The 14,644-nt window shown below is 64.4% G+C and carries 14 protein-coding genes and 1 riboswitch; of the genes, 4 read left to right on the plus strand and 10 right to left on the minus strand.

Features of this window, described 5'->3' with window-relative positions; translation table 11 throughout:
- Window positions 1-4: 4 nt before the first annotated feature.
- Window positions 5-1,966 carry a hybrid sensor histidine kinase/response regulator gene (locus IAE24_RS24555; protein ID WP_199959408.1) on the plus strand — a complete coding sequence of 654 codons (1,962 nt, stop codon included), beginning with the start codon at window positions 5-7 and terminating at the stop codon, window positions 1,964-1,966.
- Here the strand turns inward: IAE24_RS24555 and IAE24_RS24560 are convergent.
- A complete protein-coding gene (locus tag IAE24_RS24560) occupies window positions 1,938-2,834 on the minus strand; it encodes a LysR family transcriptional regulator (protein ID WP_034398816.1) in 897 nt (298 codons plus the stop codon). The genes IAE24_RS24555 and IAE24_RS24560 overlap by 29 nt on opposite strands.
- A gap of 140 nt (window positions 2,835-2,974) precedes the next feature.
- On the opposite strand from IAE24_RS24560, the gene IAE24_RS24565 reads away from it, so the two are divergent.
- Together IAE24_RS24565 and IAE24_RS24570 are read left to right on the plus strand one after the other, a co-directional pair.
- The gene (locus IAE24_RS24565) at window positions 2,975-3,970 is read left to right on the plus strand and encodes an NAD(P)H-quinone oxidoreductase (RefSeq protein WP_097202034.1); all 996 of its coding nucleotides are present in this window, start codon (window positions 2,975-2,977) and stop codon (window positions 3,968-3,970) included.
- A 166-nt stretch (window positions 3,971-4,136) separates the two neighbouring features.
- Window positions 4,137-4,442: an antibiotic biosynthesis monooxygenase family protein gene (locus IAE24_RS24570; RefSeq protein ID WP_199959402.1), complete on the plus strand. Its 306-nt coding sequence runs from the start codon at window positions 4,137-4,139 to the stop codon at window positions 4,440-4,442.
- A 125-nt stretch (window positions 4,443-4,567) separates the two neighbouring features.
- Here the strand turns inward: IAE24_RS24570 and IAE24_RS24575 are convergent, their stop codons facing one another.
- Together IAE24_RS24575 and IAE24_RS24580 are read right to left on the minus strand one after the other, a co-directional pair.
- Window positions 4,568-5,206: a LysE family translocator gene (locus IAE24_RS24575; RefSeq protein ID WP_199959400.1), complete on the minus strand. Its 639-nt coding sequence runs from the start codon at window positions 5,204-5,206 to the stop codon at window positions 4,568-4,570.
- Window positions 5,203-6,567: an MFS transporter gene (locus tag IAE24_RS24580; RefSeq protein WP_199959398.1), complete on the minus strand. Its 1,365-nt coding sequence runs from the start codon at window positions 6,565-6,567 to the stop codon at window positions 5,203-5,205. Before IAE24_RS24580 ends, IAE24_RS24575 begins: the two co-directional genes overlap by 4 nt.
- A gap of 90 nt (window positions 6,568-6,657) precedes the next feature.
- Between IAE24_RS24580 and IAE24_RS24585 the strand changes: the two genes are divergently transcribed.
- A complete protein-coding gene (locus IAE24_RS24585; RefSeq protein WP_199959838.1) occupies window positions 6,658-7,593 on the plus strand; it encodes a LysR family transcriptional regulator in 936 nt (311 codons plus the stop codon).
- Window positions 7,594-7,595: 2 nt separating this feature from the next.
- Here IAE24_RS24585 and IAE24_RS24590 read toward each other — a convergent pair whose 3' ends face one another.
- The 7 genes from IAE24_RS24590 to IAE24_RS24620 form a co-directional block, all read right to left on the minus strand.
- On the minus strand, window positions 7,596-7,970 hold the full coding sequence (locus IAE24_RS24590; RefSeq protein WP_099733336.1) for a c-type cytochrome: 375 nt from the start codon (window positions 7,968-7,970) through the stop codon (window positions 7,596-7,598).
- 159 nt (window positions 7,971-8,129) lie between these two features.
- A complete protein-coding gene (locus IAE24_RS24595; protein WP_034395775.1) occupies window positions 8,130-8,537 on the minus strand; it encodes a PRC-barrel domain-containing protein in 408 nt (135 codons plus the stop codon).
- A gap of 164 nt (window positions 8,538-8,701) precedes the next feature.
- Complete coding sequence (mntP, locus tag IAE24_RS24600; RefSeq protein WP_043824905.1) at window positions 8,702-9,271, minus strand: manganese efflux pump MntP; 570 nt, start codon at window positions 9,269-9,271, stop codon at window positions 8,702-8,704.
- Between the two features lie 19 nt (window positions 9,272-9,290).
- Window positions 9,291-9,469, minus strand: a riboswitch (yybP-ykoY riboswitch).
- Window positions 9,470-9,555: 86 nt separating this feature from the next.
- A complete protein-coding gene (locus IAE24_RS24605; RefSeq protein WP_199959396.1) occupies window positions 9,556-11,340 on the minus strand; it encodes a putative bifunctional diguanylate cyclase/phosphodiesterase in 1,785 nt (594 codons plus the stop codon).
- A gap of 61 nt (window positions 11,341-11,401) precedes the next feature.
- On the minus strand, window positions 11,402-11,803 hold the full coding sequence (locus IAE24_RS24610; RefSeq protein ID WP_043824908.1) for a BLUF domain-containing protein: 402 nt from the start codon (window positions 11,801-11,803) through the stop codon (window positions 11,402-11,404).
- Window positions 11,804-12,052: 249 nt separating this feature from the next.
- Entirely contained in the window at window positions 12,053-12,208 is a 156-nt protein-coding gene (locus IAE24_RS24615) for a hypothetical protein (protein WP_012206197.1), read from the minus strand.
- Window positions 12,209-12,434: 226 nt separating this feature from the next.
- A complete protein-coding gene (locus IAE24_RS24620; protein ID WP_233626106.1) occupies window positions 12,435-14,528 on the minus strand; it encodes a metallophosphoesterase family protein in 2,094 nt (697 codons plus the stop codon).
- Window positions 14,529-14,644 lie beyond the last annotated feature (116 nt).

The raw sequence follows: 14,644 nt of genomic DNA on the forward strand, positions 1-14,644 counted from the left end.
CATCATGCCCAAGAACACGACTGGAATGATTCTTCCCTCATTCGACCGAAGCCTGCACACCATTCTTGTCGTTGACGACAACCCTGCCACGCGCTACTCCACGGCACGGGTCATCAGGGCGGCGGGATTCCAGACGGTCGAGGCGGAAACCGGGGAAAAGGCCATTGCCCTGTCGGAGACCGGCGTGGCCGCCGTGGTGCTGGATGTGCACTTGCCCGATATCTCGGGCTTTGACGTATGCCGCACCATCCGCGGTGCGCGGCATACCAGCCTGATTCCCGTGGTGCACCTGTCGGCCGAGTATGTGAAAAGCAATCACCAGGTGGCGGGCCTCAACGCAGGGGCCGACGCCTACATGGTGCACCCCGTGGAGCCGCAGCTGCTGATTGCCACGCTGCATGCCCTGATCCGCGCACGCCTGGCGGAAGACGGGCTGCGCCGCAGCGAGTCACGCTTTCGCGCCATCTATGACCAGGCGCCGGCGGCCATGATGCTGGTCAGCGCCGACGGCCTGATCAGCGATGCCAACTCCCAGGCGCAGGCACTGCTGCAGCGCGGCATTGACGACCTGGCGGGCAAGCCGCTGATCGGCTTTGTTCCGCAGGCCGTTCGGGAAAAAGCTGCGCAGCAATTGACCGAAGACCCCGAAAAGTCCTGGCGCGGCGAGTTCCCCATCCTCCCGGCAGACGGGCAGGAGCGCCTGATCTCCTGGAAGTTCTCCGATCCCATCGAGCCCGGCATCCGCCTGGCCGTGGCCCAGGACCTGACGGAGTCCCTGGAGTTCGAGAGGCAGCGCCAGCAGATGCTGGAGCAGGAGCAGGCGGCGCGCGTGGCCGCAGAGCGCATCAGCCGCACCAAGGATGATTTTGTCGCCGTGCTCTCGCATGAACTGCGCACGCCGCTGTCCCTGCTCAACGGGGGCACGCATTTGCTCAAGCGCGCCAACCTCAGCGAGGCCATGCTCAAGAAAGGCATAGATGCCATCGAGAAAGGCGTGAAGGCTCAAAGCCGCATCATTGCGGACATTCTGGATATCTCGCGCCTGACGACGGGAAAACTCAATCTGCACCGCGAGGAGGTCAATGTCTGCTCATTGGCCGTGCAAAGCCTGGAGCCGTTGCGCGACAACGCCGCCGACAAGAACATCACCCTGCAGTTCGAGGCGCCGTCCGATGAAATCATGGCGTGGATCGATGTCACGCGATTCCAGCAAATCCTGTGGAACCTGGTCTCCAACGCCATCAAGTTCTCCAATGCGCGCAGCGTGGTGAAGGTGGGCCTTGAAATCAGTGACGAAAGCCTGGTGATGAGCGTGGCGGACGAGGGCGTGGGCATCACGCCTGAATTCCTTCCCCATGTTTTCGAGCGCTTCTCGCAGGCCTCCGCCCCCGCCACCCGTGGCCATTCCGGCCTGGGATTGGGGCTGTCCATCGTCAAGCACCTGGTGGAGCTGCATGGGGGCACCGTGCGCGCCCACAGCGAAGGCGTGGGCCGTGGCGTCACCATGCGGGTGGAGATTCCGCTGCACGAGGCAAGCGCCTCCCCGGCCGACCCGATGAATGTGCATCTTGAAAATGGCGAATCCCTGAAAGGCAAGGACATCGTCATCGTTGAAGACAATGCGGACACCAGCGAAATGCTGAAAGTGGTGCTGACCGACCAGGGCGCCACCGTCAGGAGTGCCGAGAACTTCGACCAGGCCATGGCCCTGGTCCAGGCGCAGTGGCCCAGCCTCATCGTCAGTGACATAGGGCTGCCGGGAAAGGACGGGTTCCAGCTGGTCAAGGCCCTGCGCGAAGCGGAGGCCGCGCACTTTGGCGGAACAAGACAGGTGAAGATCGTGGCGCTCAGCGCCTTTGCCCGGGAGCAGGACCGCACCCAGGCGCTGCAGGCAGGCTTTGACCACTATCTGGAAAAGCCGCTGCAGCCGCATCTCCTCATCCGGGTGCTGCTGGAGCAGGGCTGATCGTCTGGCCCAGCGCCTGGGCCAGGAACTCGGCCGTGACGCGCACCCGGGCCGTGCGCTGCAGGTCGGGGTGCATGACCTGCCAGACCTCGTAGTCGTCCGAGCGCTGGCGCTGGGGCCAGATGCGCAGCAGGCCTTCGCGCTCGCCCATGCTCACGGGCATTTCGCCCAGGCCGATGCCTGCCGCCACGGCCTTGCGCACCAGCAGGCTGGAGTTGGCGGCCATGGCAATCCGGGCCTGGCGCGCGGGCACATCGACCATGGTGGGAACGGGCCGCTGTTCCAGAAAGGGGCCATAGACCACGAGGTGGTGGCCGCGCAACTCGTCCTCTGCCGACGGCTGGCCAAAGCGCGCCACGTAGGCGGCGCTCGCAAACAGTCCCACGGGCCAGGCGACCACGCGGCGCACCACCAGCTCGGGTGCCTCGGGGCGAACGTTGCGAAACGCGATATCGGCCTGGCGGCGGCCCAGGTTCAGCATGTGCGTGGACACCTCCAGATCGACGCGGATGCCGGGCCAGCGCTGCTGCAGGCGCTCTATGGCGGGCAGCAGGAATTCGGTGGCGATCGAGTCGGTGCTGGTCACGCGCACCAGGCCGGCCGGGCTGTCGTCCAGCCCCTCGATGCGCGTGCGCAGGTCCAGCGCCGCGCCTTCCATGCGCCGCGCGGCGCCCAGCGCGGCCTCGCCAGCGGCGGTGAGCAGGTAGCCATCCCTGGCGCGCAAAAACAGCTTGCTGCCCAGCTCGGCCTCCAGCGCGTTCAGGCGCCGGCCCACGGTGGCCTGGTCCACGCCCAGGCTGCGCGCGGCGGCGCGCAGGGAGGGCGTGCGCGTCAGCGCGAGGAAGATGCGGGTGTCATCCCAGTTCATGGCGGTTTTGGTGATGCAGATTTGCAGCACTGTAGAGCGAAATCGCTGCGTTTGAGCGGCTTGGAGCAGTCGTAAGCTTTGGGTATCGGACCTTCAACCCTTTTTTGAATACTCATTGCGCAATGAAAGACAGCACAAGCATGCAAGCCATTGTTTTCGACGACTTCGGCGGCCCCGAAGTGCTCGTGGCCCGCGACGTGGCCCGGCCCGAAGTCCGGCCCCATGACCTTCTGGTGCGCAACGCCGCGATTGGCGTGAACCGTGCCGACGTATCCCACCGCAAGGGCGCCTATGGCCGCGCCCACTTTGGCGAATCCGACCTCATGGGCCTGGAGATCGCCGGCACCGTGGTGGAGGTGGGCGCGCAGGTGCAGGGCTTTGCCGTGGGCGACCGCGTCATGGGCATCGTGGGCGGCGGCGCCTATGCCGAGCTGTCGCGCATCGACTACCGCATGGCCATGCATGTGCCCGAGAGCCTGTCGCTGACCGACGCCGGCGCGGTGGCCGAAGTCTTCGTCACCGCGCATGAGGCGCTGTTCCACCTGGCCAGCCTGCAGCCGGGCGAATCGGTGCTGATCCACGCGGCGGGCAGCGGCGTGGGCTCGGCGGCCGTGCAACTGGCGCATGCGGCCGGCGCGCGCGTGTTTGCCACGGCCAGCGGCGACAAGCGGGACGCCGTCACGGGCCTTGGCGCCGACGTGTTCATCGACTACCGCAGCGAAGACTTCCAGGCCGTGGTGGCCGACAGGACGGGCGGCAAGGGCGTGGATGTGGTGGTCGATTTCATTGGCGCCCCCTACCTGGAGCGCAATATGCGCTCGCTGGGCATGGGCGGGCGCATGGTCTGCGTGGGCCTGCTGGGCGGCGCGCTGGCGGCGGCCGTGCCCATGGATGTGCTGCTGTACAAGCACCTGCGGATCTTCGGGACGGTGATGAAGTCGCGCCCGCCCGAAGTCAAGCAGGCCATGGTCCAGCGCTTCGCCCAGCGCTGGCTGCCCGCGCTGGCGGCCGGCACCATCCGCCCGGTGATCGACAGCACCTACCCGCTGGCCGAGGCCGCGCAGGCGCACCGGCGCATGGAATCGGGCCAGAGCGTAGGCAAGCTGCTGCTGATCCCTGAGCAGGCAGGGCAGTAAGGCGCCTGCCCGGGGCGCGCATCCCCTGGGTAGGAATCCTCAAGTTCTGCAATATTCCAAGTCTCCGGATGCGCGCGGCCCTGCGCGCATCCAGTCCCTCAACCAGGAGCGATGACCCCGGCCGCCCTCCCGCGCCGACATCGAGCCGCCTCTCCAGGAGATATCCATGATTGTTGAAATTGCCGAACTGAGGGTCGATCCCGCCAGGCACGAGGAATTCGGCCAGGCCCTGACCCAGGCTGTGGCCGACGTGCTGTCCAAGGCCGGTGGATACCGTGGGCACAGCATTCTTGCCTGCATGGAAACACCCGGCCGCTACGTGCTGCAGGTGAACTGGGAGACCCTGGAAGACCACACCGTGGGCTTTCGCGAGTCACCCGCCTTCGCGCAGTGGCGCGCCATCATCGGCCCGTACTTTGCGCAGGCACCGCATGTGGAGCATTTCGTGGTGAGGGATGCGCTGGCGAACTGAGCCTGGCATCTGCGGCCACGCCGCCTGCCCTTCGTGGGCGTGGCGGGCGTGGCCGGCGCTGGGGGCGGGCTTGCATTGGCTTGCGCAGCGCACCTGGCCCGTGCGAGCAAAGGCTGCGCACGCACTCAGCCCAGCTTGTGCCGTGTCCTGAGCAGTACCACGCCCAGCGCGATGAAGGTGCCGCCCACGATGCGGTTGAACAGCTTGGCGTGCGCCACCAGGTGGCCCTTGATCAAGGAGATGAGCAGCACGTAGCAGGCGTGCGAGATCAGGGCGCAGACCGCGAAGGTGGTCGTCAGCACCAGGTACTGCGTGAGCAGCGGCTCGCCCGGGACGACAAACTGGGGAAACAGCGCCGAGAAGAACAGGATGGCCTTGGGATTGGTCAGCGACACGCCCATGCCCTGGGCCACCAGTTGCCAGTTCTTGCGCTCGCGCCGCTGGGTGGGGGCCAGGCCCGCATCGCTGCCCAGCAAGCCGTCCTTGCTGCGCCAGCGCTTGACGCCCAGCCAGATCAGGTACATGGCGCCCGCCACCTTCATGGCCAGAAATGCATGGGCCGACATGGCGAGGATGGTCCCCATGCCGATCATCGCCAGCCCGGACACCACAAAGATGCCGACCGAGCTGCCCAGCGAGCTCAGTGCCGTTCGCCTTGCGCCCACGTCCACCGAGTTGGAGATGGCCAGCAACACGGCGGGGCCGGGGGTGAAGCACATCAACAGCGAGACGCCGCAGAAAACAAGCCAGTGGGCGATGGTCATGATCGAGGGGAGGTCGGTGGGGGAAGACAGCCAACATTCTCGTGCAATTGGGGGGTCTTCGCGGCCTTGGCGTTGCCAATGGCACCGGCCCGTGCAAACAGCTGCATGGCCCAGCCCGCGCAGGCCGCCGCACAGGCCCAGACCAGCCCCCAGCCCTGGGCCGACAGCAGATGCGGTATGGCCAGGGGCACCAGAAAGCAGACCGCGAACACGGAGGTATTGGCCATGCCCAGCGCCGTGCCCGCGCGGGCTGCGCCGGCCATCCCGGCCAGCTGCGTGTAGGCCACGCCATGCCAGGCGGACACGCAGATGCCGCAGATGCCCAGCATCACCATGAGAGCCACACCCATCGCAGCAGACCCGGCCGGGTGGCCGGCCCAGCTCAGGACCGCAAGGCCCGCGAACAGCGCCAGGGTGAGCTGGCAGCAGGCGCGCAGAAAGGCGGGCCTGTTCCGGTGCCTGTCGGTCCAGCGGCCGCTCCAGATCCGCAAGGCCATGGAAGCCAGTTGCACGACCGACATGAGGGCGGCCGCCGCGCCCAGCCCCAACTGGGCATGGTCATGCAGGAACACTGTACCGAAGGACAGCACGGCGAACTGCGGGGCGCACAGGATGCCGATGCCGGCGGCCATGCGCCAGGCCTGCAGATCGCGCAATGGGCCGGGCGTGGTGGCTCCGGCGTGGTGCGGCGCGGCGGCCTTGCTTCGAAGCGGTGACTGCGGCGGCTCCTGAATCCACAGCGCGGCGAATGCGGCAGCCCCAAGGCACAGCGCAGCCAGCACGCCATAGACGGCGGCAAAGCCTGCATGCGTGGCCAGGCTGGTCAGCAAGGGCGCGCCGATGGCGCCACCCAGCGGCACGGCGGTCTGGCGGATGCTCATGGCCAGGCCGCGCTCGCCCTCGGCAAACCAGCCCATGACTGCCCGGCCGCTGGCGCCGTTCACGCTGCCGCCCAGCAGCCCCACCAGCACCAGGCCGCCAGCCAGCAAGCCAAACGGCGGGATATGGGCCGGCGATGGCGAAGCCCATAGCGCCATGGCCGCCAGGGCCACGGCCGTGCCGCACAGGCCGAGCAGCAGCACCGGCCGGTCACCCCAGCGGTCCGTCAGCAATCCCCAGGGCAATTCACTGAGCGCAATGCCCAGGCCCATCAGCCCCAGCGCCAGGCCCAGCGTCCGGGTGTCCAGCTGGTAGCCCGAACGCATGAGGATGGCCGTCATGGGAATCCCGCTGAAAGCCACGGAAAACGCGGCATTGGCGATGACGCCTGCCGCCAGCACCTTCCATCGGTGGCGGGGCGGGGAGGGCAAGGGCAGGAGGGGGCCCGGATCGGCGCCGGGTGCAGGAGAAGAGGAGGTCATGGGCGGCAGTATGTTGGGCCTCAACCATCCTGAAAATCACATAATTTCGTATCTACAATCCATTTTTTCAGCATGATTGGGGGCTTGGCAATGACACGTGTTCTCTATGACCTGGATGTGCTGCGCACCTTTTGCACCGGCGTCGAACTGGGCAGCTTTGCCCGGGCGGCAGACCGGCTGGGCCGCTCCACATCGGCCGTCAGTGCCCAGCTCAAGAAGCTGGAGTCCCAATGCGGCACGCCCTTGCTGCGCAAGTCCGGCCGGGGGCTGGTGCTGACGGAGGCGGGGGAAACCTTGCGCGGCTACGCGCTGCGCCTGCTGGAGCTCAACGACCGCGCCGTGGCGGCCGTGCGCGGCAGCGAACTGCGCGGCCTGGTGCGCCTGGGCCTGCAGGAAGACCTGGGCGAAAGCGTGCTGCCCCATGTGCTTGGGCAGTTCGCACGGGCCCACCCGCATGTGCGCATCGAGGCCAGCGTGGCCCGCAGCGATGAACTGCGCGAACGCATGGCCCTGGGCCAGTTCGACGTGGCGCTGCTCTGGGATGTGGGCATGAACCATGCCTGCGTGCATGGCGAGCACATCATGCGGCTGCCGCTTCAGTGGATTGGCCCGGCATCGCTGGATGCGGCCGAGGCCGGCTGGGCGCGCGGCCTCAACGGCGGGGCGCAGGGCGATGAGGCGCTGCCCCTGGCCATGCTTGAGGCGCCTTGCCCCCTGCGGGACATCGTGACGGCCGCCCTGGACAAAAAGGGCCTGGCCTGGCGCCACGCCTTCAACAGCGCCAGCCTGACTGCCGTCTGGGCCGCCACGGCGGCCGGCCTGGGCCTGTCCGTGCGCACGCCGTTCGGCCTGCCCGCCCACGTCAGGCCGCTGGATGCACAGGCCCTTGGCCTGCCGGCCCTGCCGTCCATGGACCTGATCCTGGGCCGCGCCGCGCTGGATGCCCCGGAGCCCGTGGACCGCCTTGCGCGCATCCTGGTCGATGCCGTGCGCGAGCATGTGCGCAGGCAGGAAATCGCAATTTGAATTTATTTCTTCGTGATCAGGCCACTGAAATACTCATTCAGGTCACGAAAATCCTTCACCGTCCAGGCATGGGGCGGTACTTTCACGCCGTTTTCCCGCAAGGTCCGGGGAATCAAATCTCCATTCGGGCGAAGAATGACGGACGAGACAATCACGCCCGGATAATCATGCAGCCTTTTTCTGAAGGCGGCGGTCGTCAGGTCGGGCGTGGGAGGGTTGCTCTTGTTGGCCAGCGGGCCCGTGCCTCTGGCGTCTGCCCCGTGGCACATGGCGCATCTCGATGAATAGAGCTGCTTCCCATTGCTGTTGTCCGCAAAGCAGGTCGATGCCTGAATGGCCAACGATATTCCCAATGACGCGGCGAGGAGTATTTTCATTTGCTCGTGGATTTTTTGTATGAATCTGATCCGCCGCGATCATATTGCCTTCCACAGCCACTCTGGGCGCTTGCCTGGCTGCCAGCCACGCGCCCACGAAAAAGCCCTGCAGTGCAGGGCTTGTGAAGCTTGTGAATGAGGCGAGAGGGCGCGCCTGGTTTACTTCTTCGCGTATTCGAACTTGGGCAGTGCCTTCAGCGCGTCCTTGGTGGCGCCGGGCAGGGTGATCTTGTTGTTTTCCACGCGGAACTGGTTCACGGGAATGGCCACGTCGTGCTTGCCCATGCCCAGGAAGCCGCCTGCGCCGATGATGGCGTACGACACGGCCTTGTCGGGTGCGACGATCACATCGTCGATCTTGCCCACGGCCTTGCCTTCCTCGTTGTAGACGCTCTTGCCCAGCACGGACTTCTTCAGGCTCCAGCCCGTGGCCACGGCCTGGACTTCAGTGGCCGCCACGCCCAGCGTGGTGGTGCCCGCCACGGGCTGGGCCCAGCTGGTGGAGGCTGCGCCTGCGATCAGTGCGGCAGCGATCAAACCCATCTTCAGCGTCTTGTGACCTGTCATAGAGAACTCCTGGAAAACAAAATTTGAAGCCCTCATTAGGAGCGCTGCCCAAGCGCACGGAGATCGGAAAAGCAAGCAAAGGCCTGTCAGCCAATCGAGCAGCGCGGCGAGGAGCTTGCCTACAAGCTCCCGCAACCGTGCGCTGGCGGGGTGCCGGCCCCCAATCAGATGGCGCTCAGATGCTCATACAGAATCACCGAGCCGATGCCGATCAGCAGCACACCGCCAACGGCCTCCGCCCAGCGGCCCGCAATGCTGCCCAGCAGGCGGCCGACCATGACGCCCAGGGTCACCATGGCGAAGGTGGCAAAGCCGATGGCCAGGGCAACGGTGGTGATGCTCACATCCAGGAAGGCCAGGCCCACGCCCACGGCCATGGCGTCGATGCTGGTGGCGAATCCGGTGGCCACCAGCAGCCAGAAGCCGTGCCGGGCGGGCTTGGCCTCTTCTTCGCCGTCAGCGGCCTTGAGGGCGCCCAGCAGCATGCGGCCGCCCAGCACCAGCAGCAGCACGAAGGCAATCCAGTGGTCCCATGCCTTGACGTAGTCGGAAGCCGCATAGCCCAGCGCCCAGCCGGCCAGCGGCGTCAGGGCTTCGATGACGCCGAAGATGGCGCCTGTGCGCAGGGCTTCGGACCAACGGGGTTTGAGCAGGGCGGAGCCCTTGCCCACGGCAGCGGCAAAGGCGTCGGTGGACATGGCAAAGGCCAGGAGCAGGATGGATGCGGCGTTCATCTGGGAGGGGTTCTTCACGGCCGGGCAAGCGCACAACGGCACTTCACCGCCGCCCGACCTTGTGACCTGTGTCGCGGTGAAATGCCGATGGTCTCGCCAACCGAAGAACGGATGCCTGCGCCACAGCATGCAGGATGCCGAGTGTGTTGACGCAGGCGCTTGCAGGTTGCAAGCAGGCTACTCCCCAAGGGATGCGTGATTCTAGGAGCGCAGGGCGTGATCGGGGCCTATGCCCCCATCGGCATGCGGCTCTCTGGAAATGATTCGTATCTTCGTGGCTGCCGCTATTTTCCGTTGGCGTACCGATTGCGCTCTTCAACGAATTTCCTGATTTCCGACGCTTCAATGGGCCTGCTGAAATAGTAGCCCTGTATTTCATCGAAACCCAGGGAAACCAGTAAATCAAAGACTTCGGCGCTGTCAACGCCCTCTGCCACCAGGCGATAGCCAAGATCCGAGGCCATGGTCATGATGGATTTCAATACGGACAGGGCCCGGTCATTGGTATCGATGTCGCAGACCATGGACCGGTCTATCTTCAATATCTCGGCAGGCAGATTCTTGAGCGATGCAAGATTGGAATATGCGGCGCCAAAATCATCCAGTGCAACCTTGATGCCGAGTTTCCTGATCTGTTGAAGCGCCTGAACCGTGCCATGGCCTGTCAGCACATCGCTTTCTGTGCACTCGATCACGATGTTTTTCAGCGGAACGCCGTGCTGGTTGCACATGGCGTTCAGGTAGTCCGGGAAATCGACCTCATCCAGATTGCGCGGGGAGATGTTGATGGAGACCTGAAGATCGAGTTTCTCGGCTTTCCAGGCCGCCACCTGCGCCAGCGCCGTTTTGATCACGAACCGTGTCAGGCTGTGGATCAACGGCGTGGCTTCAACCAGAGGGATGAATTCGCTGGGCGGGATTTCTCCCATTTGTGGATGCTTCCAGCGTATGAGCGCCTCCAGCCCCTTGCAGCTGAAACTGTGGTTGTCGAATTTGGGCTGGTACACCAGCCGCAGCTGCCCATTGCCCAGCGCATGTCCGAAGTCCCGCAGGAGCCGATAGGATCGTTGCTGGAGACTGTCCTCATTCTCCTCATAGCGGTGAAACGATCGAGCGTTGTATCCGGCCTGCTGCACGCACACCATCGCCTTGCGGATGACATCGTCCACCTCGTCCTGGTTCAGGTAGAACCGCACCACGCCTGCCCTGGGTTGAAGTTCGAACCGCAGATCGGCGCTGGTGATGGGTTTTTGCAGGTACTCCAGCAATTGGTTGACCAATGCCTCCTCATCTTCTTGCCTGCCGGCGCTGATCACCCAGGCAAACCTGGCCAGGCCCACGTGGTAGACGGTTGCGTGCGGCCCCGTCATGTCCGTGACTGCCTTGGCAATGTCGCGCATGAGCTGCTCGACATAGTTCAAGCCCAGCGCATTGCTCATTTCCAGCAGGCTGGCGTGGTTGAGCACCTCCATCAATACCAGACCGCGTGCCGCTCCCGGGGCCAGAATGCAAAGGCTCTTCAGGTCCAGCTTGAGTTGCGTGCGATTTGGCAGGCCCGTGACTTCGTTTGTTTTTCCAATTCTGTGATGGTATTGGAGTTGAGCCTGAACGATGGCGGCCATGGCTTGCAGTTGCTGGCCTTGCTCTTCGGAGAATGTCCTGGGCTGGGTATCGATGATGCACAGGCTGCCGATGGCGTGGCCGGATTCCATTATCAAAGGCACACCTGCATAGAACCTGATATTGGGCTTGTGGGTGACCAGGGGATTTTCTGAAAATCTGCTGTCCAGGTGCGTATCGGGAATCACCATGATTCCTTCGTTTCTGATGGTGTGGTCACAGAAGGCATCCGTGCGAAGGCTGCCATCCATATCCACACCCACCGGTGCCTTGAACCATTGCCTGTGCTCGTCCAGAACCGTGATGATGGCAATTGGAGCCATGAACATGCGGCTGGTGAGCTCGGTGATGCGCTGGAATTCTTTTCTGGCATTCAGGTCCAGGATTTCAGCGGTCTGCAGTCCGAGCAGTTGCTCTTTCTCGGATTCGGTAGTCCAACGGGTAAGCATCGATTTCCTGCCTCAGTGAACCCATACTATAAAACTGCCGCGCCTTTGGGGGGCAAAGGGATTACTGGGCGTCCAGCAGCGGTAAAAGCTCCTGCAGTTTTTCCAGTGCGCCTGGGCCTTGAAGCTCGGAGATGGTGCCCAGCGGCTCCGAGTCTTCCACGATCACATAGGCCATGGACCACTTGGCAAAACGCCTTTGATCAAGGCGTGCCTGCGGAAACAGGGGCGTGAAGTTGATGTGTCTTTCATCGCGCGAGATGGACTCCACCAGCAGCGCCAGTTGCTCTGGCGGCCCTTCGACATACTGGAAGAAGCGTTCACCGTCGAAAACCAGCATGCCCGTGATCCCGGCCGACCAGTTGAAGGTGCGCGCCGCCTTGATGATCGCCGCGATGCATGTGGTGTCAGCCCCTGGGGCCAGCTGGCTGTGATAAAGGAAACATTCGAGAGAATTTTCTTGCATACCCTCCGCCTTTCTGAGTTGTTGGGCGGCGATGGTATGCGTTGCGCGAGGGGGGGTCACGTAGGTGCGCAACCCGTTGTTGCATATGTAACCATACTGCTTGCACCCTGGGCCTGGGCGGCTGCGGGGCCCAAGGACAACAAGCCCCCACAAACGCTGGCGGGCAGGGCTTGCGGGAGCTTGTGCAAGAGGAGCAGGGTGCTCCAGGCCTGGATTGACGTGGCCGGCCTCACAGGCGCGGCATCGCCTTCATTGCTGCTGCTTTTGCGGCAAGGGCTGGCCTATCTGTCGCTGGTTGGCCTTGGTCTGCTGCTGGGTGTAGTTGCCGTCGCTGATGGGCTGGCCCATCTGCATGGGGACATACGAACGGTGATGGGACCCTGCCATGGGAATGAGCTGCTTCATGGGGAGAACTCCTGATCCGGCGGGTGGCGGCTGGGGCCGATGCCGCCGGTCTTTAGGGGTTGCGGGAGGAATGCAGCAAGTGTGTGGCGCGCCGTGAAATCCGGGTGTAGGAAAGATCGGAAGCCGTGTAGTCATGCCTGCGCAAATGCAAAAAAGCGCTGACCTGCACGAAGGGGCAGGGCACCCCTTGGCACAGATCAGCGCTGTACAGGCCGCGCCTTGTTTGTCAGAACTTCAGGCTGTCACTGCCTTCCGCGCGCAGCGTCCTGGCGTCGAAGTCCACCGAGAAATGGTCGCTGGGCTTGCCCGAGCCCAGGCCCTTGAGGATGGAGAACACCTGCTTGAAGCTGTACTGGAAGGGCTGGCCCACGGGCGTGCTGTCGGCCAGCTTGTCGCCCGTTTTCTGGGGCGCCGAGGTCAGGGCAGGGAAGGCGCTCATCAGCAGGCGGTACTGCTCCACGCGCTGCTTGCCCATGTCGTTCAGCGACAGGCCGCCCGCGTAGACGGTGCGGTGGAAGTCGCCGTAGAAGGTATAGGCCGACACCTTGGCCAGCGCGTTGAAGTCCACGCCCGCGGCCTGGGCCTTGGCGCGGGCGGCGTTCTCGGCCACGCTCCAGTCGGCGGCCCACTGCGCGGCATTGCCGGCCACGGGGCTGCCTTGCAGGCAGCCGGCGCTGGGCTTGAACGGCACGGCAACGCCTTGCGCGGCCAGGCCGGCGAGCTGGGCGTAGGTGACCTTGGTGTCCAGCTGGGCCATGGTCAGCATCTGCTGCAGGTTGAGCTGGCTGACCAGGTCCTTCATGTCGCAGGCCCAGTACTCGTCCAGGAAGCGCAGGCGCGACAGCTCGCCGAAGTAGCGGCTGGTGAAGTCGCCATAGCTGGTGCTGGACAGAATGGCCTTGTCCCAGCGGCGCTTGGCGTCCTCGGGCTTGCTGCTGCCTTCCACGTACTTCCATTCCATCTCGTACAGCGGAAAGAGCTCGTTGAAGCGCGGCACGTTGTTCAGCGCCACGGTCTGCACGTCCACCTTGCGCGGCGTGTCGAAGCGCACGATCTTGTAGGCCGCGCCGTAGACGGCCAGCGACGGCGACTGCACGTTCACCAGGTACTTGCCGCTCTTGCTCAGGTAGTCGTTGGTGCCGTTGAAGTGCATGTGGCCGCCGATGTGCAGCGGCAGACCCGTGGCGGCCACCGCCTCGGCCGTGGCCTGCTCGGGCACGCGCGCCGTCTGGAAGGCGCCGGGCTTGAAGGCGGCCTTGATGGCATCGGTCTGGTTGGCGTAGAAGTCCATGGTCGGGTAGTGCGAGAAGGCCACCAGCTGCTTGCCCTGCGCCTTGGCGCGCGCGCTCACCGATTCGATCCACGCCATCACGCTCTTCTTGTGCGTGGTCATCTTGTTCCAGCCTGCATTGCCGGCGCCGGTGAAGCCCTTGGGCGAGTTGGGCTTGGCGGGGTCCAGCTTGTCCGGCACGAAGACGTTGGCGTCCACCGACAGCAGCCACAGGCCCTTGACGGGCTCGACCAGGTAGCTCACATCGGCAATGCTGGTGCAATTGGTGTAGCCGGCCTGCTTGAACCTGCCGCCTTCGCCTTCCTTGCAGATCTCGTAGCTGCGCTGGCCCAGCTGGGCCTGTCTGGACGCCTCGGCATAGCTGTACTTGTCCTGCGCGTAGGTGCTGTAGGGGGTCTCCCAGTACACGTCCTTCTCATTGGGCATCAGGCCGTAGGGGGCCAGGTCGCGCAGCAGCGAGGCATAGCCTTGCTCCATCAACTGGTCGGTACAGACCACGTTGGCTTCGGCGTTCAGGCAGCCCTGGTAGTTCTTGGCGTAGACCTTGACCGTGCTGCCGTTGGCGGCCATGAAGTCGTCCTTGCCCTTTTCATCATCGTCGTAGGGGGCGACAGGGTCATGGTTGCCGGGCGCGATGAAAAAGCGCATGCCCTTTTTCTCGTACTCGGCCAGCACGGCACGAAAGCCGTTCACGTTCAGCGGCTGGCCGTCGTCGGAGAAGTCGCCGGGAAAGGCCACCAGCTTCACGCCCTTGGCCAGCGAATCGTCCAGCGCGGCGCGGAAGGCGAAGTAGTTCTCGTTGAACAGCCGCGTGGAAGTCAGCTGCGCATACATGGTGCGGATGGTGGCGAACATGCCATTGGCCGTGGGCACGCCCTTGAAGCTGCTGTTTTTGAGGTCGCCGTACACGTCCTGGAAGTGCACATCGGCCATGAAGGCCACGGCCGGGCTGTTCGTTCCCCCATCTGCCCTATCGCCATCGCTGCCACCACAACCTGCCAGGGCCAGCGCTGTGGCACCGGCCACCATTCCCAATTTCCAGACTTGCATTCTTCGTGTTGCGCGGGGCGCTCTGATTGACAAAGTCCGGCATTGTCTGCAGCCCATGTTTCATGGGTGTGACAGGGCAACCCAGCCAGGCGTGG

Origin of the sequence: Delftia sp. S65, assembly GCF_016516495.1 — a bacterium.
Taxonomy (GTDB): domain Bacteria; phylum Pseudomonadota; class Gammaproteobacteria; order Burkholderiales; family Burkholderiaceae_C; genus Comamonas; species Comamonas acidovorans.

What these genes read in the sequence shown, in the direction of transcription:
- IAE24_RS24615 (WP_012206197.1), bottom strand. Translation starts at nt 12,208, where the DNA reads ATGAAGCAGCTCATTCCCATGGCAGGGTCCCATCACCGTTCGTATGTC.
- IAE24_RS24610 (WP_043824908.1), bottom strand. Translation starts at nt 11,803, where the DNA reads ATGCAAGAAAATTCTCTCGAATGTTTCCTTTATCACAGCCAGCTGGCC.
- IAE24_RS24585 (WP_199959838.1), top strand. Translation starts at nt 6,658, where the DNA reads ATGACACGTGTTCTCTATGACCTGGATGTGCTGCGCACCTTTTGCACC.
- IAE24_RS24560 (WP_034398816.1), bottom strand. Translation starts at nt 2,834, where the DNA reads ATGAACTGGGATGACACCCGCATCTTCCTCGCGCTGACGCGCACGCCC.
- IAE24_RS24605 (WP_199959396.1), bottom strand. Translation starts at nt 11,340, where the DNA reads ATGCTTACCCGTTGGACTACCGAATCCGAGAAAGAGCAACTGCTCGGA.
- IAE24_RS24595 (WP_034395775.1), bottom strand. Translation starts at nt 8,537, where the DNA reads ATGACAGGTCACAAGACGCTGAAGATGGGTTTGATCGCTGCCGCACTG.
- IAE24_RS24555 (WP_199959408.1), top strand. Translation starts at nt 5, where the DNA reads ATGCCCAAGAACACGACTGGAATGATTCTTCCCTCATTCGACCGAAGC.
- IAE24_RS24580 (WP_199959398.1), bottom strand. Translation starts at nt 6,567, where the DNA reads ATGACCTCCTCTTCTCCTGCACCCGGCGCCGATCCGGGCCCCCTCCTG.
- IAE24_RS24570 (WP_199959402.1), top strand. Translation starts at nt 4,137, where the DNA reads ATGATTGTTGAAATTGCCGAACTGAGGGTCGATCCCGCCAGGCACGAG.
- IAE24_RS24565 (WP_097202034.1), top strand. Translation starts at nt 2,975, where the DNA reads ATGCAAGCCATTGTTTTCGACGACTTCGGCGGCCCCGAAGTGCTCGTG.
- IAE24_RS24575 (WP_199959400.1), bottom strand. Translation starts at nt 5,206, where the DNA reads ATGACCATCGCCCACTGGCTTGTTTTCTGCGGCGTCTCGCTGTTGATG.
- IAE24_RS24590 (WP_099733336.1), bottom strand. Translation starts at nt 7,970, where the DNA reads ATGAAAATACTCCTCGCCGCGTCATTGGGAATATCGTTGGCCATTCAG.
- IAE24_RS24620 (WP_233626106.1), bottom strand. Translation starts at nt 14,528, where the DNA reads ATGGTGGCCGGTGCCACAGCGCTGGCCCTGGCAGGTTGTGGTGGCAGC.
- mntP (WP_043824905.1), bottom strand. Translation starts at nt 9,271, where the DNA reads ATGAACGCCGCATCCATCCTGCTCCTGGCCTTTGCCATGTCCACCGAC.